General features: G+C 71.9%; 23 protein-coding genes. 19 read left to right on the top strand and 4 right to left on the bottom strand.

What is annotated here, in order from left to right:
* The first annotated feature begins 28 nt into the window (after positions 1 to 28).
* From GL259_RS09230 to GL259_RS09150, 17 genes are all read left to right on the top strand, one after another.
* Positions 29 to 1,288 (top strand): MFS transporter, encoded by a 1,260-nt coding sequence (locus GL259_RS09230; RefSeq protein ID WP_159530962.1) that lies wholly within the window; start codon positions 29 to 31, stop codon positions 1,286 to 1,288.
* 9 nt (positions 1,289 to 1,297) lie between these two features.
* Positions 1,298 to 2,659 carry a Pup--protein ligase gene (gene pafA / locus GL259_RS09225; RefSeq protein WP_159530960.1) on the top strand — a complete coding sequence of 454 codons (1,362 nt, stop codon included), beginning with the start codon at positions 1,298 to 1,300 and terminating at the stop codon, positions 2,657 to 2,659.
* A 139-nt stretch (positions 2,660 to 2,798) separates the two neighbouring features.
* The gene (locus GL259_RS09220; RefSeq protein ID WP_159530958.1) at positions 2,799 to 3,800 is read left to right on the top strand and encodes an FKBP-type peptidyl-prolyl cis-trans isomerase; all 1,002 of its coding nucleotides are present in this window, start codon (positions 2,799 to 2,801) and stop codon (positions 3,798 to 3,800) included.
* A 61-nt stretch (positions 3,801 to 3,861) separates the two neighbouring features.
* The gene (locus GL259_RS09215) at positions 3,862 to 4,233 is read left to right on the top strand and encodes an FKBP-type peptidyl-prolyl cis-trans isomerase (RefSeq protein ID WP_159530956.1); all 372 of its coding nucleotides are present in this window, start codon (positions 3,862 to 3,864) and stop codon (positions 4,231 to 4,233) included.
* A 129-nt stretch (positions 4,234 to 4,362) separates the two neighbouring features.
* Entirely contained in the window at positions 4,363 to 5,316 is a 954-nt protein-coding gene (locus GL259_RS09210; protein ID WP_159530954.1) for a WYL domain-containing protein, read from the top strand.
* A 17-nt stretch (positions 5,317 to 5,333) separates the two neighbouring features.
* On the top strand, positions 5,334 to 6,329 hold the full coding sequence (locus tag GL259_RS09205) for a WYL domain-containing protein (protein WP_159530952.1): 996 nt from the start codon (positions 5,334 to 5,336) through the stop codon (positions 6,327 to 6,329).
* 70 nt (positions 6,330 to 6,399) lie between these two features.
* Positions 6,400 to 6,693 (top strand): hypothetical protein, encoded by a 294-nt coding sequence (locus GL259_RS09200; protein WP_159530950.1) that lies wholly within the window; start codon positions 6,400 to 6,402, stop codon positions 6,691 to 6,693.
* A 57-nt stretch (positions 6,694 to 6,750) separates the two neighbouring features.
* Entirely contained in the window at positions 6,751 to 6,945 is a 195-nt protein-coding gene (locus GL259_RS09195) for a hypothetical protein (RefSeq protein ID WP_159530948.1), read from the top strand.
* Positions 6,946 to 7,218: 273 nt separating this feature from the next.
* A complete protein-coding gene (gene tatA, locus GL259_RS09190; RefSeq protein ID WP_106415008.1) occupies positions 7,219 to 7,500 on the top strand; it encodes a Sec-independent protein translocase subunit TatA in 282 nt (93 codons plus the stop codon).
* A 92-nt stretch (positions 7,501 to 7,592) separates the two neighbouring features.
* A complete protein-coding gene (gene tatC, locus GL259_RS09185; protein ID WP_159538495.1) occupies positions 7,593 to 8,462 on the top strand; it encodes a twin-arginine translocase subunit TatC in 870 nt (289 codons plus the stop codon).
* Positions 8,463 to 8,493: 31 nt separating this feature from the next.
* Positions 8,494 to 9,384, top strand: a complete 891-nt coding sequence (locus GL259_RS09180) for a diacylglycerol kinase (RefSeq protein WP_159530946.1) — start codon at positions 8,494 to 8,496, stop codon at positions 9,382 to 9,384.
* A 41-nt stretch (positions 9,385 to 9,425) separates the two neighbouring features.
* Complete coding sequence (locus GL259_RS09175) at positions 9,426 to 12,284, top strand: DEAD/DEAH box helicase (RefSeq protein ID WP_159530944.1); 2,859 nt, start codon at positions 9,426 to 9,428, stop codon at positions 12,282 to 12,284.
* Between the two features lie 488 nt (positions 12,285 to 12,772).
* Positions 12,773 to 14,404, top strand: a complete 1,632-nt coding sequence (locus tag GL259_RS09170; protein ID WP_166461457.1) for a sensor histidine kinase — start codon at positions 12,773 to 12,775, stop codon at positions 14,402 to 14,404.
* A complete protein-coding gene (locus GL259_RS09165; protein WP_159530942.1) occupies positions 14,401 to 14,808 on the top strand; it encodes a roadblock/LC7 domain-containing protein in 408 nt (135 codons plus the stop codon). Before GL259_RS09170 ends, GL259_RS09165 begins: the two co-directional genes overlap by 4 nt.
* A complete protein-coding gene (locus tag GL259_RS09160) occupies positions 14,805 to 15,203 on the top strand; it encodes a DUF742 domain-containing protein (protein ID WP_159530940.1) in 399 nt (132 codons plus the stop codon). Before GL259_RS09165 ends, GL259_RS09160 begins: the two co-directional genes overlap by 4 nt.
* Positions 15,184 to 15,804, top strand: coding sequence for an ATP/GTP-binding protein (locus tag GL259_RS09155; protein ID WP_159530938.1), 621 nt, complete (start codon positions 15,184 to 15,186; stop codon positions 15,802 to 15,804). The genes GL259_RS09160 and GL259_RS09155 overlap by 20 nt, the downstream gene beginning before the upstream one ends.
* A 53-nt stretch (positions 15,805 to 15,857) precedes the next feature.
* On the top strand, positions 15,858 to 17,378 hold the full coding sequence (locus tag GL259_RS09150) for a cytochrome P450 (protein ID WP_159530936.1): 1,521 nt from the start codon (positions 15,858 to 15,860) through the stop codon (positions 17,376 to 17,378).
* Here the strand turns inward: GL259_RS09150 and GL259_RS09145 are convergent.
* The 4 genes from GL259_RS09145 to GL259_RS09130 all read right to left on the bottom strand — a co-directional run bounded on the left by GL259_RS09145 (position 17,372) and on the right by GL259_RS09130 (position 20,799).
* A complete protein-coding gene (locus GL259_RS09145) occupies positions 17,372 to 18,271 on the bottom strand; it encodes an RluA family pseudouridine synthase (protein WP_243762280.1) in 900 nt (299 codons plus the stop codon). The genes GL259_RS09150 and GL259_RS09145 overlap by 7 nt on opposite strands.
* Positions 18,272 to 18,499: 228 nt before the next feature.
* Positions 18,500 to 18,796: a hypothetical protein gene (locus tag GL259_RS09140; RefSeq protein WP_159530934.1), complete on the bottom strand. Its 297-nt coding sequence runs from the start codon at positions 18,794 to 18,796 to the stop codon at positions 18,500 to 18,502.
* Positions 18,797 to 18,908: 112 nt separating this feature from the next.
* Positions 18,909 to 19,754 (bottom strand): siderophore-interacting protein, encoded by an 846-nt coding sequence (locus GL259_RS09135; protein WP_159530931.1) that lies wholly within the window; start codon positions 19,752 to 19,754, stop codon positions 18,909 to 18,911.
* Between the two features lie 115 nt (positions 19,755 to 19,869).
* Positions 19,870 to 20,799 carry a 5'-3' exonuclease gene (locus GL259_RS09130; protein WP_243762551.1) on the bottom strand — a complete coding sequence of 310 codons (930 nt, stop codon included), beginning with the start codon at positions 20,797 to 20,799 and terminating at the stop codon, positions 19,870 to 19,872.
* A gap of 230 nt (positions 20,800 to 21,029) precedes the next feature.
* Here GL259_RS09130 and GL259_RS09125 point away from each other — a divergent pair, with 230 nt between their 5' ends.
* Both GL259_RS09125 and GL259_RS09120 read left to right on the top strand, forming a co-directional pair.
* Positions 21,030 to 22,121 (top strand): betaine/proline/choline family ABC transporter ATP-binding protein, encoded by a 1,092-nt coding sequence (locus tag GL259_RS09125; protein WP_159530929.1) that lies wholly within the window; start codon positions 21,030 to 21,032, stop codon positions 22,119 to 22,121.
* Positions 22,114 to 24,723 (top strand): ABC transporter permease/substrate binding protein, encoded by a 2,610-nt coding sequence (locus GL259_RS09120; protein WP_159530927.1) that lies wholly within the window; start codon positions 22,114 to 22,116, stop codon positions 24,721 to 24,723. The genes GL259_RS09125 and GL259_RS09120 overlap by 8 nt, the downstream gene beginning before the upstream one ends.
* Positions 24,724 to 24,809: the final 86 nt, after the last annotated feature.

Here is a 24,809-nt window from a genome sequence, read left to right as displayed (position 1 = left end):
GAGGGGCGACGTGAGCGGAGGGCTCGGCATGGCCACGGGATACCTGGAGATCCTCCGGGCACGGCACGCCACCCGGCTGCTCGTGGGCACCCTTGTGGGGCGGTTGCCCAACGCGACCGCCGCCATCGCGATCGTGCTGTTCGTCCGGGCGGAGGGCGGTACGTACAGCCTGGCCGGTGCGCTGGCGGCGGTGTATGGCGTCGCCAACGCCGTGGGGCAGCCGGTGCTGGGTCGGCTGGTGGACCTGCGGGGGCAGCCGCGGGTGCAGTTGCCCGCCGCGGTGCTGTCGGCGCTGGCGATGGCCGTGTTCGCCTTCGTGGGGACCGAGCCGGCGGCACTGGCCTGGGGCGCCGTGGCCGCCGCGGGGCTCTTCACACCGCCCCTGGAGGGCGGGCTGCGGGCCCTGTGGTCCTCGGTGCTGCCCGAGGAGGACCAGGTGCACCGGGCGTACGCCATGGACGCCGTGGCGCAGGAGGTGATGTTCACCGTCGGGCCACTGCTGGTGACGGTGTGCGCCTCGCTGTGGTCGGCCCAGGCCGCGCTGCTCGTGCTGAACGTCATCGGGGTGCTGGGCGCCCTGTCCGTGGTCGTCTCGCCGCCCTCGCGCGCGTGGCGGTCGGCGCCCCGCGAGGCGCACTGGCTGGGCGCGCTGCGCTCGCCGGGGCTGCTCGCGCTGCTGGGCGCCTTCCTGTTCGTGGGCATCGCGCTGGGGTCCATCACCGTGGCGGCGGTGTCGTACGCGGAAGGGCACGGGGGCGACGGGGTGTACGGCTGGCTGATGGCGGGCCTGGGCCTCGGCGCGCTCGTCGGCGGGGCGGCGTACGGGGCGCGGCAGTGGGCCGGTGAACCCGCGCGGCGGCTTCAGGTGCTGGTGGCCCTCCTGGCGGTGTGTTACCTGCCGCTGGTCCTGATGCCGGGCGCGGTGGCCATGACACTGCTCACGGTGGTCGCCGGTCTCTTCCTCGCCCCGGTCATCGCCTGCGCCTTCGTGCTGGTCGACCGGCACGCGCCGCGCGGGACGGTCACGGAGGCGTTCTCCTGGCTGGTGACGACGTTCACCGTGGGCGCGTCGGTCGGCACGGGGCTCACGGGCCCGGTCGTCGAGGCGGGCGGGGCGCTGTGGGGGTTCGCCGTGCCGGGGGTCGCGGGCGGCGTGTCGCTGCTGGTTTTGGTCGCCACCGGGCGGGTATTGGCAGTTCCCGCCGGAAGAGCGGTGGTCGCGGCCCGTTCGGAAAATGATCCGAACCGTGCCGTCGAACCTCGTTTCAGTTCGGGGGATCGGGCGTAATGTTCCCTCATGGACCGCCGCATTTTCGGGCTGGAGAACGAGTACGGCGTCACGTGCACGTTCAGGGGACAGCGCCGCCTGTCGCCTGACGAGGTGGCGCGGTACCTCTTCCGCCGTGTCGTGTCATGGGGCCGAAGCAGCAATGTCTTTCTGCGGAACGGCGCCCGCCTCTATCTCGACGTGGGGTCACATCCGGAATACGCCACACCCGAATGTGACAACGTGACCGAGCTGGTCACCCACGACAAGGCCGGCGAGCGCATTCTCGAAGGACTCCTGGTGGACGCGGAACGACGCCTGCACGAGGAGGGAATCGCGGGCGACGTCTACCTCTTCAAGAACAACACCGACTCGGCGGGCAACTCCTACGGGTGCCACGAGAACTACCTGGTGGCCCGGCACGGGGAGTTCTCCCGGCTCGCGGACATCCTCATCCCGTTCCTGGTCACCCGCCAGCTGCTGTGCGGGGCCGGCAAGGTGCTGCAGACGCCGCGCGGCGCCGTGTACTGCGTCAGCCAGCGGGCCGAGCACATCTGGGAGGGCGTCTCCTCGGCGACGACCCGCTCCCGGCCGATCATCAACACGCGGGACGAGCCGCACGCGGACGCCGAGCGCTACCGCCGCTTGCACGTCATCGTGGGCGACTCGAACATGTCCGAGACGACCATGCTGCTCAAGGTCGGGGCCACCGACCTGGTGCTGCGCATGATCGAGGCGGGCACCGTGATGCGCGACCTCACCCTGGAGAACCCGATCCGGGCGATCCGCGAGGTCAGCCACGACATCACCGGGCGGCGGAAGGTGCGCCTGGCCAGCGGCCGGGAGGCCTCCGCGCTGGAGGTGCAGCGCGAGTACTACGAGAAGGCGCTGGACTTCTGCGACCGCCGCGGCATCCGCACCGGCACCGTCGAGCAGGTGCTGGAGCTGTGGGGCCGCACGCTGGACGCGATCGAGTCCGAGGACCTCGACCGCATCGGCACCGAGATCGACTGGGTCATGAAGTACAAGCTCCTCGAGCGGTACCGGGCCAAGCACAACATGACCATGTCGCATCCGCGGGTCGCGCAGATAGACCTCGCCTACCACGACATCCACCGCCGTCGTGGCCTGTACTACCTGCTGGAGAAGAAGGGGCAGGCGGCCCGGATCTGCAACGACGTGAAGATCTTCGAGGGCAAGTCGGTGCCGCCGCAGACCACTCGGGCCCGGCTGCGCGGCGACTTCATCCGGCGGGCCCAGGAGCAGCGCCGCGACTTCACCGTCGACTGGGTCCACCTCAAGCTCAACGACCAGGCCCAGCGGACCGTGTTGTGCAAGGACCCGTTCCGTTCGGTGGACGAGCGGGTGGAGAAGCTGATCGCCGGAATGTGAGCCGCGCGTTCCACCGAGGGATCCGAAAATTCCGGAACGTCACACGGGCGCCGCACGTTACACCGTGCGGCGCCCTTCCCACGCCGTAGAGTTGCGCGGACGCCATCCACCGAGATCGACCGATTACGAGGCCCCCACCGTGCGCCGACGCTCACTTCTCATCGCCGTACCCGCCGGACTGGCCACCCTCGCCGCGTGCGGCGACGACAAGTCCGATTCGGGCAAGGCCAGCGACAGCGCTTCGCCCTCCGCGCCCGGGACCTCCCAGGCGCCCCCGCCGAAGATCGTCGACGGTCCGCTGCCGGCGATCACCGCGGGCACGGAGTTCGACCAGAAGCCCACCGTCGCCAAGGGCAGCGGTGACCCGTCCGAGCAGCTCGCGGTGAAGACGGTCATCGCCGGCGGCGGGAAGACGGTCGCGGAGAACGACTTCGTGGTGGCCCACTACCTGGGCCAGGTCTGGTCCAGCGGGAAGGTGTTCGACAACTCCTACGACCGGGGGGCGCGCGCGGCGCTCCCGCTCACCCAGGGCGCCATCATCGACGGCTGGCGGTACGGCCTGGTCGGGAAGAAGGCCGGCAGCCGCGTCCAGATGGCCGTCCCGCCGACCTGGGGATACGGCGAGCAGGGCAACGAGCAGGCGGGCATCAAGGGCACCGACACGCTGGTGTTCGTCGTGGACGTGAAGGACGCGTTCAAGGCCACCAGCAGTGCCGAGGGCGAGGAGGTCGCCCAGGACGACACCGGCCTGCCCAAGGTCGGCACCAACACCGACGGCAAGGCCCCCTCCATCGAAGTGCCCGACGCGGACGCCCCGAAGGAGCTCGTGGCGAGCTACGTCATCGAGGGCGACGGCGAGGAGGTCGGCGCCGAGGACAGCGTGCTGGTGCAGTACAAGGGCGTGCTGTGGGACGGCGGCGAGGAGTTCGACTCGACGTACGCCCGGAAGCAGCTGACGTCGTTCTCGCTCCAGCAGGTCGTCAAGGGCTGGGCGCAGGGACTGACCGGCAAGAAGGTCGGCAGCCGGGTCCTCATCGTCATCCCGCCGGAGCTGGGCTACGGCGACAACCCGCCCCAGGGCGGGAAGATCAAGAAGGACTCCACGCTGGTCTTCTCGGTCGACCTCCTCGCGAAGCTGTGACGCCTGGGGGATGAAAGACTGTGGGTGTTCGCCTTTCCGCAGACAAGCAGGAGCATCAGACGTGAGCATCGACAAGCCCGAGATCGACTTCCCGGGCGGCGAGCCCCCGGCGGACCTCGAGATCAAGGACATCTGGGAGGGCGACGGCGAGGTGGCGCAGGCGGGTCAGACCGTCACCGTCCACTACGTCGGTGTCGCCTTCAGCACGGGCGAGGAGTTCGACGCCAGCTGGAACCGTGGCACCCCCTTCCGCTTCCCGCTGGGCGGCGGGCGCGTCATCAAGGGCTGGGACCAGGGCGTCCAGGGCATGAAGGTCGGCGGCCGCCGCCAGCTGACCATCCCCCCCCACCTCGCCTACGGCAACCAGAGCCCCACCCCGGCGATCAAGCCCGGTGAGACCCTGATCTTCGTGGTCGACCTGCTCGGGGTCTGACCGTCGTACGACAGGACCCGATCACCTGGGGCCCATGCCTGTCCGGGCGTGGGCCCTCGGCTTTTGTCAGGACACCGCGGAGCGGTACGGTCGTCCGTCGTAAGCACCACAGGGAGGCGAAGGGCGTCGATGGCCATTGCCAAGGCCGAGCGGCTGATGAATCTGGCGTTGTGTCTGCTCGGGACGCGGCGGCCGCTCAGCAAGCGCGAGCTGCGCGAGTCCATCGAGGCCTACCTGGAAGCAGGGTCCGACGACTCCTTCAACCGGATGTTCGAGCGCGACAAGGACGACCTGCGCGAACTCGGACTGGTCATCGAGACCGTCGAGAGCCTCGACGGCGAGATCGGCTACCTGGCCCGCCGCGACAGCAACCGGCTGCCGCCCATCACCCTCGACGCCGAGGAGGCCGCCGCCCTCGGCCTCGCCGCCAAGGTGTGGCAGCAGGCCCGGCTGGCCGGCGCGGCCAGCGGCGCCCTGCAGAAGCTGCGCGCCGCGGGCCTCCCCGAGGACGTCGACCCGTACGAGGCCCACGGCGCGCTGGAGCCGCGCATCCCCGTGCACGAGGCCGCCTTCGAGCCGCTGATGCTGGCCTGCCGCGACCGCCGGCCGGTCGTCTTCGACTACCGCAAGGCCAATGCCGCCCAGCCCGAGCCGCGGCACGTCGAGCCGTGGGCGCTGGAGTGCTGGCGCGGCCACTGGTACCTGGCCGGCTGGGACCGCGACCGGGGCGCCGAGCGGGTCTTCCGGCTCTCCCGGATCACCGGCAGGGTGCGCTCGCGCGGCGGCCGGTACACCGTGCCGGTGCCCGATGTCGTCACCGTGCGCGAGACCGTGGCGAGCTGGGCGGGGGAGACCGCCGACCGCTCGGCGCGGATCCGGCTGCGTTCGAACGCCGGTTACCCCCTTCGGGCGAAGGCCACCGCGGTGCGGGAACTCGGCGACGGCTGGGACGAGTTGGAGATCCCGTACGGCCACGGCCTGGACGCCTGGCTGGTGGAGTTCGGACCGGACGTGGTGGTCCTGGAGCCCGCCGAGCTGCGGGCCGACGTGGTCGACCGGCTGCGCGCCGTGGCGAAGGACTGAGGGGAGCGGACGAGGACATGGCAGGCAGACCGGTCAGGCCCGTGAACGCCATCGACCAGACCCGGCGGATGCTCTCCCTGGTGACGTACCTGCGGGAGCGCCCCGGCGCCCGTGTCGAGGACGTGGCGCGCGCCTTCGGCATCACCGAGGACGAGCTGGTCTCCGACCTCGACGTGCTGCCCATGTGCGGCACCAGCTTCCGCGGCGGCGACCTGCTGGACATCGACACCGACGGCGAGCGCATCTGGTGGCACAACCCCGCAGCCCTCGGCGCGGAGGCGGCCGAGCCGCTGCGGCTCGCCGCCGACGAGGCCACCGCCCTGCTGGTGGCCGCCCGCGCCGTGGCCACGCTGCCCGGACTGCGGGAGAGCGACCGGCAGGCACTGCTGCGGGCCACCGCCAAGGTGGAGACCGCGGCCGGCGAGGCGGCCGGCGCCAGCTCCCGGCTCTCGGTGACCTTCGAATCGGAGGGCGGCGTCTTCGCCGACGTCGACCGGGCCATCGCCGAGCGCCGCAGACTGTGGATCCGCTACTACTCGCCCGCGCGCGACGAGGTCACCGAGCGGGAGATCGATCCCATCCGGCTGGTCAGCGTCGGCCACACCTACGTCGAGGCCTGGTGCCGCCGCTCCGAGGCGCGCCGCACCTTCCGGCTCGACCGGGTCGCGGAGATCAGGATCCTGGACGAGCCGTCCGCGCCGCCCGAGATCGAGCTGCGGGACCTGTCGGAAGGGCTGGTGCAGCCCGCGGCGGAGGACCCGGAGGTGGTGGTCGAGGTCGGGCCGGGCGGGCGCTGGGTCGCCGAGTACTACCCGCACGACAGCGCGGACGAGCTCCCCGACGGCGGGCTGCGCATCACCCTGCGCACCCCCGATCCGGCCTCGCTCAGGCGGCTGGCGCTGCGGCTCGGGCGCGACGGACGGATCGTCGAGCCGCGTGAGCTCGCCGACAGCGCCCGGCGGGCGGCCCGCGAGGCGCTGGCGGCGTACGACGGGGTCGAGGCGGCCGGATGAGCGGGCCGCGCGGGGTGCACACGGGGGTCGCGGTGCGGGACGGACAGGACGACGGGCGGGGGCGAGTGCGGTGAGCGAGTCGGCGGTGTCCGGGGCGCGGGGCATGACGGTGGCGTCCGCGTTCGCGGGGATGACGAACGCGGCCCCGGTCGTCTTCCGCGCGGGCTGCCCGGACTGCCGGGAACGCTTCGAGCTCGCCGCGAGCGCGCTGCGCCTGGCCATCGGCGCCAGCAGCCGCACCACCTTCTACTCCTTCACCTGCCCCGCGTGCGGGGCGGCCGTCCGCAAGCCGGCCGGGGAGCGGATCGTCGAGCTGCTCACCGGCGGCGGGGTGCGCACCCTGCGGCTGCACTCGACGGTCTGACCGTTCAGGGGGACGCCGGGCGTCCGCCGCCCGCGGGGACCGTCTAGGCTCGCCCTCATGTTCTGGCCGATGTTCGCGGTTGCCGTGGGTTTTCTGGGTCTCGTGGTGCTCGGGGTGTTCGCCGTCCGGGTCTTCGTCGAGGCGCAGCGGCTCGGCCGGCAGGTCACGGACTCCGCGCGCCGCATCAGCAGGGCCGCGGAGGACCTGGAGCGCGCGGCGGCCGGCGCGGCCCGTTCCGCCGAAGCGCTCTGAGTGTTCCCCAGCACTTCCCGGGCACTTCTCGAGCGCTCTCCGGGCGCTTTCCGGGCGCCGGTTCGCCGCTGTGCCCTGTCGAGTTGTCGGCACCGGCAGGTACGCTGCTGATCGCGGCCCGGAGAACGAGGCCCGGACCGCTGACGGGAGTACGCACGGGGATTGCCGGACGTTCACCCCTGAGCGTTACGATCGCTGCCAGCGCCGTCGTTCGGGCACATGTCCGACCGGTCGGACAGCCACCCAACCGCCTCGGTGAGAAGGTAAAGACTTATGGGACGGCTCGGACCCACCGAGATCATTCTGATCCTCGTCGTCATCATCCTGTTGTTCGGCGCGAAGAAGCTCCCGGACATGGCGCGGTCGCTCGGCAAGTCGGCCCGCATCCTCAAGAGCGAGGCGAAGGCGATGAAGGAGGACAACAAGTCCTCCGCCCCCGCCGACCCGCCGGCCAACGGCGAGCAGCCCCCGGCGCAGCGCACCATCCAGGCGGCCCCCGGCGACGTGACCAGCTCCCGCCCGGTCACGGAGCCGACGGACACGACCAAGCGCTGACGCAGGGCCGGTGACATCCGGCCCGCCGCACGAGATGGGAACGTGGGTTGCTCAAGTCTGCCCGCAAGCAGGAGAGGGATCCCGAGGGGCGGATGCCCCTGGTGGAACACCTGCGTGAGCTGCGCAATCGGCTCGCCAAGTCCGTCGTCGTGATCGTCGTGGTGATGATCGCGGCCGCGTTCTACAGCGAGCAGCTCATGCAGTTCCTCGCGGAGCCGGTGCCGAAGTGCGAGGACCTGGCGAACAGCGACGGTGGCAACTGCGCCATTGTGTCCTTCAACACCCTGACGTCGCCGTTCACCACGACGATCAAGGTGAGCCTCATGGCCGGCCTGGTCGTCTCCAGCCCTGTGTGGCTCTACCAGCTCTGGGCGTTCGTGGCGCCCGGGCTGCACAAGCACGAGAAGAAGTACACCTACATCTTCGTCTCGGCCGCGGTTCCGCTGTTCGCGGGCGGTGCCTACCTGGCGTACGCCATCCTCCCCGTCAGCGTGAAGGTGCTCCTCAGCCTCACCCCCGGGGGATCGGCCAACATCCTCTCGCTCGACGAGGTCCTCGACTTCACCATCAGGATGGTGCTGATCTTCGGCCTGGCCTTCGAGCTCCCCCTCCTGCTCGTCATGCTGAACATGGTGGGCATCGTCTCCGGCCGCCGCATGATCGGCTGGTGGCGCGGCGTCGTCATGGGCGTCTTCGTCTTCGGCGCGGTCGCGACGCCCACCACCGACCCGGTGGGAATGATCGCGCTGTCCGGGCCGATCGTCCTCCTCTACTTCGTCGCCGTGGCGTTCTCCCTGCTCAACGACAAGCGGCGCGCTCGCAAGGAGTCCGTGGGCCCCGCCGACGACGAGGCCTCCGAGCTGGATCTCACCCCCGAGGCCATCGCCCCGGTGGAACCCGTGGCCGCCCTGCCCGAGCAGGCGACGAAGGACCGGGTCAACGGTTATGACGACGTGACCTGAGGAGCGGGCCGCAACTCGTAGGGTCACTCCCGTGACCAGCGAGATCACCCTCTTCGTCAACCCCACCGCGGGCCGCGGCCGGGGCGCCCGTGCGGCGCGGCCGGCCGCTTCCGCGTTGCGGGCCGCCGGCTTCTCGGTGCGGACCGTCCTCGGCGCGGACGCCGGGGACGCCCTGACGCGCGCCCGTGCCGCCGTCGCGGAGGGCACGGGTGCGCTGATCGCGGTGGGCGGCGACGGCATGGCGAACCTGGCGCTGCAGGCCGTGGTCGGCACCGGCACCCCGCTCGGCCTGGTCGCCGTCGGCACCGGCAACGACTTCGCCCGCGCCCTCGGCATGCCGCTGCGGGAACCGGCCGCGGCCGGCCGGATGATCGCCGACGCCCTCAAGTGCGGCCGGGTGCGCGACGTCGACCTCGGCCGGGTCGGCGACCGCTGGTTCGGCACCGTCCTCGCCTCCGGCTTCGACTCCCGGGTCAACGACCGCGGCAACCGGATGCGGCTGCCCGCGGGACGGTTCAAGTACGACCTCGCCATGGTCGCCGAGCTCGCCGCCTTCCGGCCCTTCCCCTACCGGATCACCCTGGACGGCGGTGACGTCCGCGAGGTCGAGGCCACGCTGGTCGCCGTGGGCAACGGATCGTCCTACGGCGGCGGCATGCGGATATGCCCCGGCGCCGACCTCACCGACGGGCTGCTGGACGTCACGGTGGTGGGGGACTGCGGGCGGGCCACGCTGCTGCGGGTGTTCCCGACGGTGTACCGGGGGACGCACGTCGGGCACCCGAAGATCACCGTGTTCCGGGCGGCGAGCGTGGAGCTGGCCGCCGAGGGGATCACCGGGTACGCGGACGGGGAGCCGGTCGGGCCGCTGCCGCTGACCGCGCGGTGCGTGCGCGCCGCCGTGCGGGTCGTGGGTCCCTGAGCTGGGCGGACCTTCGGACTCCGCGGGAGCCGATCCGGATATTGATCGTCCTGTTGTCGGCGCGGCCCGGTACGCTCGAAAGTACGATGACAGAGGACCTCTCACCGGCCGAGCGGTACGCGGCAGCACGCAGGCGCGCTGCCGAGCAGGCCACCGCGCTCGCCTCCTTCCGCGAGATGTACGACTTCGGCCTCGACCCCTTCCAGATCGAGGCCTGCCGGGCGCTCGAGGCGGGGAAGGGCGTGCTGGTGGCCGCGCCCACCGGCTCCGGCAAGACGATCGTGGGCGAGTTCGCCGTCCACCTCGCCCTGCAGCAGGGCAAGAAGTGCTTCTACACGACGCCGATCAAGGCGCTGTCGAACCAGAAGTACGCCGACCTGTGCCGTCGCTACGGCACCGACAAGGTGGGCCTGCTCACCGGCGACAACAGCGTCAACTCCGACGCCCCGGTGGTCGTGATGACCACCGAGGTGCTGCGGAACATGCTGTACGCGGGTTCGCAGACGCTCCTCGGCCTCGGCTACGTGGTGATGGACGAGGTGCACTACCTCTCCGACCGCTTCCGCGGTGCCGTGTGGGAGGAAGTGATCATCCACCTCCCCGAGTCGGTGACCCTGGTGTCGCTGTCGGCGACGGTGTCGAACGCCGAGGAGTTCGGCGACTGGCTCGACACCGTCCGCGGTGACACCGAGGTGATCGTCTCCGAGCACCGGCCCGTGCCGCTGTTCCAGCACGTGCTCGCCGGGCGCCGGATCTACGACCTGTTCGAGGAGGGCGAGGGCCGGAAGAAGGCCGTCAACCCGGACCTCACGCGCATGGCCCGCCTGGAGGCGAGCCGCCCGTCCTGGGGCGACCGCAGGCGCGGCCGCAACAACATGCGCGAGGCGGACCGGGAGCGCGAGCGCCGGCAGCGCTCGCGCGTGTGGACGCCGAGCCGGCCCGAGGTCATCGAGCGGCTGGACGCGGAGGGCCTGCTGCCCGCGATCACCTTCATCTTCAGCCGGGCCGCCTGCGAGGCCGCCGTCCAGCAGTGCCTGTACGCGGGGCTCAGGCTCAACGACGAGGAGGCGCGCGAGCGGGTCCGTTCCCTGGTCGAGGAGCGCACCGCCTCCATCCCGACGGAGGACCTGCACGTCCTGGGCTACTACGAGTGGCTGGAGGGCCTGGAGCGCGGCATCGCGGCCCATCACGCGGGCATGCTGCCGACGTTCAAGGAGGTCGTCGAGGAGCTGTTCGTGCGCGGGCTGGTCAAGGCCGTGTTCGCGACCGAGACCCTCGCCCTCGGCATCAACATGCCCGCCCGCTCGGTGGTGCTGGAGAAGCTCGTCAAGTGGAACGGCGAGCAGCACGCCGACATCACCCCCGGCGAGTACACCCAGCTGACCGGCCGGGCCGGCCGGCGCGGCATCGACGTCGAGGGCCACGCGGTCGTGCTGTGGCAGCGCGGCATGAACCCCGAGCACCTCGCGGGACTGGCCGGCACGCGCACGTACCCGCTGCGCTCCAGCTTCAAGCCGTCGTACAACATGGCCGTCAACCTGGTCGAGCAGTTCGGCCGGCACCGTTCCCGCGAACTGCTGGAGACGTCGTTCGCGCAGTTCCAGGCGGACAAGTCGGTCGTCGGCATCTCGCGCCAGGTGCAGCGCAACGAGGAGGGCCTGGAGGGCTACAAGGCCTCCATGACCTGCCACCTCGGCGACTTCGAGGAGTACGCGCGGCTGCGCCGCGAGCTGAAGGACCGGGAGACCGAGCTGGTCCGGCAGGGCGCGGCGCAGCGGCGCGCGGAGGCGGCCGTCGCGCTGGAGAAGCTCAAGCCCGGTGACGTCATCCACGTCCCCACCGGCAAGTACGCGGGGCTGGCGCTGGTCCTCGACCCGGGGCTGCCGGCGGGCCGTTCCAACGGCCACCGCGGCCTCGAGTACCACGACGGGCCGCGCCCGCTGGTCCTGACCGCCGAGCGGCAGGTCAAGCGGCTGGCGTCGATCGACTTCCCGGTGCCCGTCGAGGCGCTGGAGCGGATGAGGATCCCGAAGTCCTTCAACCCGCGTTCCCCGCAGTCCCGCCGGGACCTCGCCTCCGCGCTGCGCACCAAGGCCGGGCACATCACCCCGGACCGGCACCGCAAGAAGCGCTCCCAGGCGGCCGACGACCGGGAGATCGCCCGGCTGCGCAAGGCGCTCCGGGCGCACCCGTGCCACGGCTGCGACGAGCGCGAGGACCACGCCCGCTGGGCCGAGCGCTACCACCGGCTGCTGCGCGACACCTCGCAGCTGGAGCGGCGCATCGAGGGCCGGACGAACACCATCGCCCGCACCTTCGACCGCATCGTCGCGCTGCTGACCGAGATGGACTACCTGCGCGGCGACGAGGTCACCGAGGACGGCAAGCGGCTCGCGCGCCTGTACGGCGAGCTCGACCTGCTGGCCAGCGAATGCCTGCGCGAGGGCGTCTGGGAGGGGCTGGCCCCGGCCGAACTCGCCGCCTGCGTCTCGGCGCTGGTGTACGAGGCGCGGGTCGGCGACGACGCGATGGCGCCCAAGCTGCCCTCGGGCAAGGCCAAGGCCGCGCTCGGCGAGATGGTGCGCATCTGGGGGCGGCTCGACGCCCTGGAGGAGGAGTTCCGGATCACCCAGACCGAGGGGGTGGGCCAGCGCGAGCCCGACCTCGGCTTCGCCTGGGCCGCCTACATGTGGGCGTCCGGCAAGGGCCTGGACGAGGTGCTGCGCGAGGCGGAGATGCCGGCCGGCGACTTCGTGCGCTGGTGCAAGCAGGTCATCGACGTGCTCGGCCAGATCTCGGCCGCGGCACCGGCCGTCGAGGGCTCGACGGTCGCGAAGAACGCCCGCAAGGCGGTGGAGGGGCTGCTGCGCGGCGTGGTGGCCTACTCGTCCGTGGGGTGACCCGCCGGGCGGGCTCCGCCCCTGCCCGGGATCCCGTACGCCGTACAGCCCGGCGCGCTCCGTGCGCGCCGGGCTGTTGCGTCCCGTGCGCCCTCTTGAAAAGCATCACCGGCCGGTTTTGCGGGCAGGATCGGATCCGTACGCCCCGGCACCGTCCAGGACGCCGCCGAAGGGCCTCCCGGTGCCCCTGCGGGGCTCCTTTCACCCGTGACGGTGAGTGATCTCCGTACGTCGGTTCGACGTTACGCACGGTGTTCGAACGGTTCCCCGGTGTGCAAATGCCTCCGAGCGTACTCCTGCCCCAGGGGCCGTTTCCGGCACTTGCTGAATATGACATGGCGATGATCCGGTCGGACTAAGCTCGCCCGCAGCGCACCGAGTTGGGATGAATTCGTGCGCTTGTTCCCCATGGTGCGGAATACCCCCACGGCTTCCCGACATGCCCCGCACGTTCCCCGACCGCCAGCCGATTCGTCTCAGAGGCCCACATGGTGAGTGTCCAGTCCCCGCCCGGTCGTCGCGAACTCCCCTCCATGCGCGTGCTGTTGCCGCCGGTCATAGTGATGGCCGCGGTGGCCGGAGCCGCCGTCGCCCTGGTGGCGGAGCCCGCCCGGATCGCCGTCGGCGTGTGCGGTGCCGTCGCCACCCTGCTGGTGCTCGCCACCGCGGCCGAGACGGCGCGCCGCGGCCGCGTCCTGCGCGACGCGCGGGCCGAGCACGAGCGTCACCGTGCGTATCTGGAGGCGCGGATCGCCGCCCACGACACGGAGACGCACCACTTCACGAAGCGGGTCTTCCCCGCGGCCCTGGACCACCTGCACCACGGACACGACCCCGACGAGGTGCTCCGCGACCTGCCCCGGCTCGACCCGGCCTGGCGGGACCTGCCGCGGTACCAGATCGAACTGCTGAGCACGATCCTGCGGATCATCGACGAGGAGGAGAACCTGCGGGACTCCTCCCAGCGCTCCTTCGTCAGCATCGCCCGCCGCGTCCAGGCGATCGTCCACCAGCAGGCCAAGGAACTCCGCGAGATGGAGGAGGACCACGGCCGCAACCCCGAGGTCTTCGACGACCTGCTGCGCATCGACCACGGCACCGCGCTGATCGGCCGCCTCGCCGACTCCATCTCCGTGCTCGGCGGCGGCCGCCCCGGACGCCAGTGGCCCCAGCCGGTCGCGCTCTACAGCGTGCTGCGCGGCGCCATGTCCCGCATCCTCGAGTACCGCCGCATCGAGCTGAAGTCGATCGCCAAGGTCAACGTCAAGGGCATCTCCGTCGAGCCGGTCATCCACGCCGCCGCCGAACTCCTCGACAACGCCACGCGCTACTCACCGCCGAGCACCAAGGTGCACGTCACCGCCACGGAGGTGCAGACCGGCGTCGCCATCGAGATCGAGGACGCCGGCGTCAGCCTCGACGAGCAGGCCCGGGCCCGGATCGAGGGCATCCTGGAGCGCGCCCAGAAGGGCGTCGACCTCCAGGAACTCGGGGAGAACCCGCGCCTCGGCCTCGCCGTCGTCGGCCGGCTCTGCGCCGCGTTCGACATGCAGGTCTCGCTGCGCGCCTCCGCGTACGGCGGGGTCCGCGCCGTCCTCGTCGTGCCCAGCGACATGCTGACCGACCAGCCCGGCGTCGGCCTCGCCCACGGCATCGGGGCGACCGCCGTGCCCCACCAGGTCGACGCCCTGCCGGGGCCGGAGCGCGCGCCCAAGAAGCGCCGCCCCACCAGCCCCCGCATCCCGGCCTCGGTCTCCATGGAGGACGACGTCCCCGAGGTCACCGAGTGGACCGCGGGCGGCCTGCCGCAGCGCCGCAGCCGGGTGAAGGTCCCGCTGGCCCAGCGCTACGCCGAGCAGGCGGCCGCCGAGCGGGCCCGGCGCGAGGCCGCGGAGCGGGGCGAGACGTACCAGGACCCCTGGGCGACACCCGCGCCCGAGCCGGCGAAGAAGGACGACCGTGAACCCGGTCTGTGGGTCGACGCCTTCTGGGAGGGACTGAAGAAGGACCTCGAACCGGGCGTCCACCCCACCGACTTCACCCGGAACCCGACCGCCTACCTGCATCTCATCAACGAACCGGCCCGGACCGAGGCCGATGACGAGGGGGACCTCAAGTGATCCAGCAGCGAGCCAACTTCGACTGGATGCTCAAGGAGCTCGCCGACGGCGTACCCGGCGTCGAGATGATCGTGGTGCTCTCCGCCGACGGCCTGCGCATCGCCCGCCACGGCGGTGATCCGGACGCCGCCGACCGGGTCGCCGCGGCCTGCGCCGGGGTGCAGAGCCTCGCCGGGGCCGTCGCCCAGGAACTCCCGGGCGGCGACGGCGAGATGAAGATGGTGCTCATCGAGATCGACGGGGGCTACTTCTACCTGATGGCGGCCGGTGCCAACGCCTATCTCGCGGTCCTGTCCGACATGACCTGCGAACCCGGCCGCATGGGCGGCATGATGCGCGACCTCGTCGTCCGCATCGGCGCCCACCTCACCACTCCGCCCCGCCGGAACGGGCAGACCGTATGACTCCTCCGCAGCGCCAGAGGCGCTCCCCCCAGGACGGATCCCCTCCCCGGCCGGCCAAGGGAGGCAGGGGCGGCAACCCGGAGCGGCTGTACGTCGTCGCCGGTGCGGACGGCGAACGCGCGGACATCGACCTCGTGACGCTGATCGTGGCGCGCTCCCCGGACCCCCCGCCCTCCGCCACGCCCGAGCAGGCGGCGCTGCTGCGCCTCTGCGTCGCCCCCTTGTCCGTGGCCGAGCTGTCGGCCTACCTCAACCTGCCGTTCAGCGCGGTGACCGTGCTGATCACCGAGATGCTGACGGCGGAACTGGTGCAGGCGCACGCCCCGATCGTCCGGCAGGCGCTCCCCGACCGTTCCCTTCTCGAAGCGGTGATGCATGGACTTCAAAGGCTCTGACACGATCCCCGGCCCACGGACCGAGGACCGGCTGCCGCACACGGCCGAGGCGGCGGCGAAGATCGTGATCGTGGGCGGATTCGGGGTCGGCAAGACGACCATGGTCGGCTCGGTCAGCGAGATCAAACCGCTGACCACCGAGGAGACCATGACGCAGGCCGGCGTGGGGGTCGACGACAACTTCGGTTCCACGTCCAAGACGGCCACCACGGTGGCCATGGACTTCGGCCGCATCAAGATCACCGACCAGCTGGTGCTGTACCTCTTCGGCACCCCGGGCCAGGAGCGCTTCTGGTTCCTGTGGAACGGGCTGTTCGAGGGGGCGCTCGGCGCGGTGGTGCTGGTCGACACCCGTCGCCTGGAGGTCAGCTTCGACGTCATGGGGCGGCTGGAGGAGCGCGGCGTGCCGTTCGTCGTCGCGGTCAACTCCTTCCCGGACGCGCCGCGTTACCCCCTCGCGGACCTGCGGGGCGCCCTCGACCTGACCGAGGACATCCCCATCATGGAGTGCGACGTACGGCGCCGGGCCTCCAGCCGTGACGTCCTGATGACCCTGATGCGGTTCCTGCACTCCCTCGCCATGACGGGTTCGCTCACCTGAACCCGGATCCGCCCCTGCCCAGAACCCCGGCTCTCGCTTTCGGAGCGACCACTGTGACGCCTGAATCCCACTCCCCGACCGGACACCCCCCGACCGGAACGGACGACTCCCGGCTCGGTCCTCCCCCCGGCTGCCCCGCGCACGGCCTGGGCCCCGGAGGACTGCGCCGACTGCACGAGGCGAAGGACCTGAGGAAGCTGTACGAGGAACTCCGGGCCGAGTACGGCCCGGTGGCGCCCGCGCTGCTCCACGACGACCTGCCGGTGTGGGTGGTCCTCGGCCACGCCGAGAACCAGCACATGCTGCGCACCCCCGCGCAGTACACCCGGGACACCCGCATCTGGTCCCCGTTCAGGGAGGGCCTGGTCAAGCCCGACCACCCGCTCATGCCGCACATCGCCTGGCAGCCGATGTGCGCCCACGCCGAGGGCGAGGAGCACAAGCGGCTGCGCGGCGCCATCGACGCCGCCGTGGCGACCATCGACTTCCGCACCCTGCGCCGGCACGTCAACCGCAGCACCCAGCGCGTCGTCAACCGGTTCTGCGAGGAGGGCGAGGCCGACCTCGTCGGCCAGTACGCCGAACACCTGCCGATGGCCGTGATGTGCCAGATCCTCGGCATGCCCGACGAGTACGACGACCGGATCGTCGAGGCCGCCCGCGACATGATCAGGGGCACCGAGACCGCCAACGCCAGCAACGCGTACATCGTGGAGATCCTGGGCCGTCTCACCGCCCTGCGCCGGGCCGAGCCGGTGAACGACTTCACCAGCCGTCTCATCACCCACCCGGCCGGGCTGACCGACGACGAGGTCAGGGAACACCTCAGGCTGGTGCTCATCGCCGCCTACGAGACCACCGCCAACCTCCTCGCCAACGTGCTGCGCCAGGTGCTGACCGACCCGCGCTTCCGCGCCCAGCTCAACGGCGGCCAGATGACGGTGCCGGAGGCGGTGGAGCAACTGCTCTGGGACGAGCCGCCGTTCAGCACCACCTTCGGCTACTTCGCCAAGCAGGAGACGGAGCTCGGCGGCCAGCGCATCCGCAGGGGCGACGGACTGCTGTTCGCGCCCGCCCCGGCCAACGTCGATCCCCGCGTGCGCCCGGACCCGACCGCCGACATGCAGGGCAACCGCTCCCACCTCGCCTTCGGCGGCGGCCCGCACGAGTGCCCGGGGCAGGACATCGGCCGTGCCATCGCCGAGGTCGGCGTCGACGCACTGCTCATGCGGCTGCCCGACGTCGAACTCAGCGTCCACGAGGACGAGTTGGTCTACACCGAATCCATCGCCTCGCGTCACCTGGTGGCGCTGCCCGTCCACTTCACCCCGCGGCCGCAGCAGGACGTCACGCAGCGGCCGAGCCACCAGAACGCATCACCCGTGCAGCAGGACTGGCACATCGGCGCCGCCCGGCCGCAGCCCGCGCCGGCTCCCGCACCGACGGCGCCGTCCGGGCAGCGCGTCGGCTCCGTCCCGCAGCCCGCCTTCGTGCCACCGCCGCAGCCGGCGGCGGAACCGGTCCGGCCGCGGGGCGTGTGGCGGCGCTTCCTGCTCTGGTGGCGCGGCTACTGACCGGCGGCCCAGTCCGCGTACGAGGACCACGCGGCGAGCGTCCGACGGCTGGTGAACCGGTGCTCCACGCCCGTCACCGGATCGGTGAACTCCAGCGACCGTGCCAGCAGCTGCAGCGGACGCCGGAAGTCACCGGCCGGGACGGGCCCGGTCACCTCGGGATACAGCGGGTCGCCGAGGATCGGCACGCCCAGGGCACTCATGTGCACCCGCAGCTGATGGGTCTGCCCGGTGCGGGGCACCAGCCGGTACCGGCCCAGACCGTCCGCCCGGTGCTCGTCGAGCTCGACGCGGGTCAGCGCGTTCGGCTCACCCGCGACCTCCCGGGCGGTGAGCACCCCGCGCTCCTTCACGATCCGGCTGCGCACGGTACGGGGCAGGTCCAGTCCGGGGACGTGGGGGGCGACGGCCTCGTACTCCTTGCGCACCCGCCGGTCGCGGAACAGCGTCTGGTACGCGCCGCGCTCCCCGGGGCGCACCGTGAACAGCACCAGTCCCGCGGTGAGCCGGTCCAGGCGGTGCGCGGCACCGAGCTCCGCAATGCCGAGCTCGCGGCGCAGCCGGGCGAGCGCGGTCTGGGCGACATGGCCGCCGCGCGGGGTGGTGGCCAGGAAGTGGGGCTTGTCGACGACGACGATGTGCTCGTCCCGGTGGACGACCTCCAGCGGGAAGGGCACCGGCACCTCCTCGGGCAGCTCCCGGTGGAACCACACGAACATGCCGGGTTCGTACGGGGCGTCGGCCGGCACGGCCCGTCCGTCCGCTCCGACGAACAGCCCTGCGGCGAACATCCCGTCGACGACACCGGGACCGGCCGCCAGCCGCCCCACCAGGTGTTCCCGCACCGTGGCCCAGGGCCCCCCGGCGGGCAGCCGCACCCGCACCGGGTCCACCCCGTCGCGCTGCGGCAGGGGGAGGGCGGGGCCGGGCGTCTGCGTCTCACAGCGAGCAAGGGTACGAGGCCGGGCCGCGGGCAGGAGGGACCGGGTGGGACGGCCGTGGCGGCCGGGCCCGCGGCGGAGGGTTCGCCGCCCGTCCGCAGGGCGGGTCCCGCGGCGCCCGGTCCGTGTGACCGCGGGGCGGCTCCCTCGACCCACCCCACGCGTCCGGTGCTCCGCCCCTTACGCGTCCGGCGCGTCCGCCTCGCCCTCCTCCTCGCGCCGTAGCGCCCGCTGCACCCGGTCCTCGACCTCGTGGCGCGGTACGCCCTCGGCGCGCGCGTACTCGCTCACCGCGATCCGGACGTCCCGCGCCAGATCGCGCCAGGCCCGCCGGGCGGTCTCCCAGGTGGCGGTCTGCTGCGCGCTCCACTTGGCCCGGGCGGGAGGGCCGTAGGCGTCCTGCAGATGCCGCACCCGGGTGTGCGCCTCGTCCGCCGCGCGCTGCTTGGCCACGAGCTCTTCGAAGGTGTGTGCCACGCACCCGGATCATGCGGCAGCGGCCCGCCCGGCACCGGCTCGCCACGCCGTCCCGGGCCGACGCGGGGGCCACGGTTCACCCGGCCGGCGCCGGGCGGACCCGGCCGGAAGGTCAGGCGGAGGCCCGTGCCCCCTCCTGCTCCGCCTCGATGCGCGCGTTCCACTCCGGCTTGGAGGCCTGCCAGCCGTCCTCGTTGTGGCCGAGCCGCCAGTAACCGGAGATCGACAGGTCCTCGCGCGCGATCCCGCGCTCGACCCGCAGCAGACGGCGCAGCTCCTTCACGAAGTGGGCCTCGCCGTGGACGAAGGCGTGCACCCGGCCCTCGGGGAAGTCCAGATTCCGCACGGCCTCCACCAGCGCCTCGCCGACGGGACGGCCGCCGCGGTGCAGCCAGCGGATCTCCACGTCGGAGTCGATCTTCTGCTCCTCCTCCGGGCCGGCCACCTCCACGAAGGCGTACGCCTCACAGCCGTGCGGCAGCGCCTCCAGGGAACGGGCGATCGCGGGCAGCGCGCTCTCGTCGCCGGCGAGCAGGTGCCAGTCGGCGGCCGGGTCCGGGGCGTAGGCGCCGCCCGGCCCCAGGAACCGGACGACGTCGCCCGGCCGGGCGCCCGCCGCCCAGGGGCCCGCCAGGCCCTGGTCCCCGTGGATCACGAAGTCCACGGTCATCTCGTGATGCTCGGCGTCCCACTGGCGCACGGTGTACGTCCGGGTCACCGGCCACTGCTCGCGCGGGAACTCCTCGCGGATGCGCTGCAGGTCGAAGGGTTCCGGATAGGTCACCCCCGCGGCCGGGAACAGCAGTTTGACGTAGTGGTCGGTGCAGGTGTCCGCCGCGAGGCCGGCGAGGCCCTCGCCGCCGAGCACCACACGGTGCATGTGCGGGGTCAGCCGCTCGGTGCGGATGACCTCGGCGGTGTGCGGCGTGCGCGGAGCGCGTGCCGGTCGCTCTGCCATGCGGGCCTCCCAGCCGTGGTAGTTAGGTTTACCTAAGTTAGCACCCCGTTCGTGGTCGACGCCCCGTCGGCGGGCGGTCCGTCCGGTTCACCGGTGGTGGAAGAATGTCCGCGGTTCACTCCGAGAGGGTCGTCAGCAGGCGCCGCAGCGACCCCCCCAGACCCCAGCGGGCCGCCAGGGACTCCACCGCCGCCGGGTCGCGCGGCGTGCGCGGCAGCGCCGTGTCGACGTCCGGGAGCGGGACGTCGTCCGCGACCCGGACGACCTTGGGGGCGACCGCGAGGTACGGCCGCGCCTCGTCCAGACGCTTGCGCTGCGACGGCGTGAGCTTCGACCGCGGGTCGTCCACGGCGGCCAGGATCCCGGCCAGGTCGCCGAACCCGGCCAGCAGCCTGGCGGCCGTCTTCTCCCCGACGCCCGGCACGCCCGGCAGGCCGTCGCTCGGGTCGCCGCGCAGCAGCGCCAGATCCGCGTACCCCCGGCCGTCCACGCCATACTTCTCGCGCAGCACGGCCTCGTCGGTGACCTGGAGCGTGCCGACGCCCTTCAGCGGATACAGCACCCGCACCCCGCGCGCGTCGTCCACCAGCTGGTACAGATCCCGGTCGCCGGTGACGATGTCGACCGGTCCCCGCGCCCGGGCGGTGAACGTGCCGATCACGTCGTCCGCCTCGTACCCCGTGACCCCCACCCGTGCGATGCCCACCGCGTCGAGGACGGCCTCGATCACCGGCACCTGGGGCGAGAGCGTGTCGGGCACCTGCTCCTCGTCCGGGCCCGCCGCGCGCTCCTCGGCGACGCGGTGCGCCTTGTAGGAGGGGATCAGCTCCACCCGCCAGTGCGGGCGCCAGTCGGCGTCCATGCAGGCCACCAGGAGGTCCGGCCGGTGGTCCTTCACCAGGCGGTCGATGAAGTCGAGCAGCCCGCGCACGGCGTTCACCGGCGTGCCGTCCGGGGCCCTGACGGACTCCGGGACGCCGAAGTGGGCGCGGAAGTACAGGGAGGCGGTGTCGAGGAGCATCAGTCGTCCGGTCACGCTCCGCATCATGCCGTACGCCACCGACAGCACCCCGGGCGGCGAACCGTCGTGCGCCCTGCGCAACACGTTGTGCAGGGCGGTACCGGTGTGAGGCGACGCACGGACACGTTTGCCCCGTGCGAAAGCGGGGAGGCGCGGCCCGGAGCGATGCCGGTTGCAGATTCAACTGCCTCGGCCCGTACGGGCCGTCCACCGCGCATCGCTCCTTCCACTGCCGTCGAGAGCAAGAGGTACGCGTGTCATCCAGGCTTGAGGCCGAGCATCTGTACAAGGTGTTCGGCAGACGACCGGACCAGGCGGTCGAACGACTGCGCAGGAACGAGACCGACCGGGGGGAGCTGCGCGCCGACGGCACCACGGCGGCCGTCATCGACGCCTCGTTCACCGTGGAACCCGGCGAGATCTTCGTCGTCATGGGCCTGTCCGGCTCCGGCAAGTCCACCCTGCTGCGCATGCTGAACGGCCTGCTGGAACCGACCGCCGGACACGTGCGCTTCGGCGGCCAGGACCTGACCGCGCTGTCCGACCGGCAGCTGCGCCAGGTCCGCTCCAGGAAGATCAGCATGGTCTTCCAGCACTTCGCGCTCTTCCCGCACCGCAGCGTCCGCGACAACGCCGCCTACGGCCTGGAAGTGCAGGGCGTGCCCCGCGCCGAGCGCGAACGCCGCGCCGACGAGGCGCTCGCCCTGTGCGGTCTGGCCGGCTGGGAGGACTCGTGGCCCGACGAGCTGTCCGGCGGCATGCAGCAGCGCGTGGGCCTGGCCCGCGCGCTCGCCACCGACGCCGACCTGCTGCTGATGGACGAGTCGTTCAGCGCGCTCGACCCGCTGATCCGCCGCGACATGCAGGACCAGCTGCTCGAACTGCAGAAGACGCTGAGGAAGACGATCGTCTTCATCACCCACGACCTCAACGAGGCCATGCGCCTGGGCGACCGCGTCGCGGTGATGCGCGACGGCCGCATCGTGCAGATCGGCACCGCGCAGGACATCCTGATCCGCCCCGCCGACGACTACGTCGCCTCCTTCACCCAGGACGTCGACCGCTCCCGCGTGCTGACCGCCGGCGCGGTGATGGAGCGCGAGGTCCGCGGCGACGAGGCCGACTGCGGCTGCGAGACCGCGACGCCCGAGACGCCGTTCACCGATCTGTGCGCGATGAGCGCCCGCGTGCCGCACCCCGTGGCGGTCCTCGACGGCGACCGCACGGTCGTCGGCGTCGTGCCGCGGCAGCGCCTCGTCGGCTTCCTCGGCGACGAGGAGGCGAGCCCCGGCACCTGCGACTCCCCGCGGGACAAGGGCGGCGAGAAGGTGATGGCCCGTGCCTAGGATTCCGCTCGGCGACTGGGTCAACGGCGCGGTCGACTGGCTGCTCGCCGACGTGACCTGGCTGTTCGACTTCTTCAAGGCCGTCTTCACCGGCGCCTACGAGGGCGTCAACGCCGTCCTCCAGGCGCCCGAACCGCTGCTGCTCGCCGGCATCTTCGCGGTGATCGCCTTCTGGCTGCGCGGCACCTTCGCCGGTGTCCTGACCTTCGCCGGCTTCGCCTTCCTGGACTCCCTCGAACTGTGGGAGGACTCGATGGTGACGCTGGCGCTGGTCATCGTCGCCACCGTGATCGCGCTGGTCATCTCGGTGCCGGTGGGCATCTGGGCGGCCCGCTCGGACCGGGTCAGCGCCTTCGTCCGGCCGGTCCTGGACTTCATGCAGACGCTGCCCGCGATGATCTACCTCATCCCGGCGATCCTGTTCTTCGGGACCGGCCCCGCCCCGGGCATCGTCGCCACCCTGATCTTCGCGCTCGCCCCGGGCGTGCGCATGACCGAGCTGGGCATCCGGCAGGTCGACAAGGAGCTCGTCGAGGCGGCCGAGGCGTTCGGCACCGCACCCCGCGACACCCTGCTGCGCGTCCAGCTCCCGCTGGCGCTGCCCACGGTGATGGCGGGCGTCAACCAGGTCATCATGCTCGGCCTGTCCATGGCCGCGATCGCCGGCATGGTCGGCACCGGCGGCCTGGGCGGCGCGGTCATCGAGGCCATCGGGCAGCTCAACATCGGTCTCGGCGCCGAGTCCGGCGTCGCCATCGTCATCCTGGCGATCTACCTGGACCGCATGACCAGCGCCCTGGGCACCCAGGTCTCCCCGCTCGGCCGGCGCGCCGCCGCCAAGGCCCGCGCCGCCCGGGGGATGAGGATCTGGTCCTACCGGCCCCGCCCGCAGGTCGCCGTGATCGGCGTCGTCGTCCTCGCCCTGGTGGCGGGCGGCACGGGGCTCTTCGGCGGCAGCGGCGGCACGGACGCCACCGCCGGCGGCGAGGACGTCGGCAAGGGCAAGAAGGTCACCATCGGCTACATCCCCTGGGACGAGGGGGTCGCCTCCACCTTCCTGTGGAAGGAGATCCTCGAGCGGCGCGGCTTCGAGGTCGAGGCCGAGCAGTTCGAGGCCGGCCCGCTGTACACCGCGCTCGCGCAGGGGAACATCGACTTCCAGACGGACGCCTGGCTTCCCACCACCCACGAGCCGTACTGGAAGAAGTACGGCGACAAGCTCGACGACCTCGGCGCCTGGTACGACCGGACGTCACTGGAGCTGACCGTCCCGGCGTACATGGAGGACGTCGACTCCCTGGAGGACCTCAAGGGCAAGGCCGACCTCTTCGGCGGGAAGATCACCGGCATCGAGTCCAGCGCCGGCATGATGGGCCTGCTCAAGGGCAAGGTCCTCGAGGAGTACGGCCTGGACGGGGAGTACGAGGTCGTCGACAGCTCCACGCCGGCCATGCTGGCCGAGCTGAAGCGGGCCTACAGCAAGAAGGAGCCGGTCGTCGTCACGCTCTGGTCGCCGCACTGGGCGTACAGCGACTACGACCTGAAGAAGCTGAAGGACCCCAGGGGCGCCTGGGGCGAGGGCGACGGCGTGCACACGCTGTCCCGCAAGGGCTTCGCCGACGACAACCCGCTCGTGGGCGAGTGGCTGAGGAACTTCTCGATGACCGAGAAGCAGCTCACCGGCCTCGAGGCCGAGATCAACAGGGCCGGCAAGGGCAGGCAGCAGGACGCCGTCCGCGCCTGGCTGAAGGACAACCCGGGCGTCGTCGACGAGCTGGCCCCGGTCGGGTCCGGCGCCACCCCCGCCGAGGCGAAGCGGCCGCTGGACGTGGCCTGGTTCCCCTGGGAGGAGGACGTCGCCGTCACCTACCTGTGGAAGAACGTCCTCGAACGGCGCGGCTACCGGATGAACCTGAAGCAGATGGACGTCGGGCCGGTCTACACCGGCCTCGCCTCCGGCGACCTCGACCTCAACTTCGACGCCTGGCTGCCGCACGCCCAGAAGAACTACTGGGAGAAGAGCAAGGACGACCTCACCGACCTCGGCACCTGGTACGAGCCGACCTCGCTGGAGATCGCCGTGCCCTCCTACGTCAAGGACGTGAAGTCCCTCGAGGACCTCAAGGGCAAGGCCGGCCTCTTCGACGGACGGATCATCGGCATCGAGCCGGGCACCGGCGAGATGGACCTGCTGAAGACGAAGGTCCTGCCGGGCTACGGCCTGGACGAGGAGTACGAGGTCGTCGACGGCTCCACCCCGGCGATGCTGGCCGAGCTCAAGCGCGCCTACGCCGCGAAGGAGCCCGTCGCGGTCACCCTCTGGTCGCCGCACTGGGCGTACAGCGAGTACGAGCTGACCAAGCTGAAGGACGGCAGGAAGCTCTTCGGCGAGGGCAACACGATCCACACCATCGCGAGCGAGGAGTTCCCCGAGCAGTACCCGCGGCTCACGGAGTGGATCAAGGGCTTCAGGATGAGCGAGGAGGAGCTCGGCACCCTGGAGCGCGAGATCAAGGACCGCGGCCAGGGCCACGAGGAGGAGGCCGTCGCCGCCTGGCTGGAGGAGCACCCGGACGTGGTGGAGCGGATGACCCCGCGCTGATCGCCGTACCGGCCGCGCCGTCAGGGGCGGGTCCGGCCCCGCGCCCCACGGCGCGGCCGGGCCCGCCCCTGCGGCGTGTCCGGGGG

It is taken from the genome of Streptomyces sp. Tu 3180 (assembly GCF_009852415.1).
In the GTDB taxonomy this organism is placed as follows: domain Bacteria; phylum Actinomycetota; class Actinomycetes; order Streptomycetales; family Streptomycetaceae; genus Streptomyces.
This window is presented reverse-complemented; position numbering and strand designations above follow the sequence as displayed.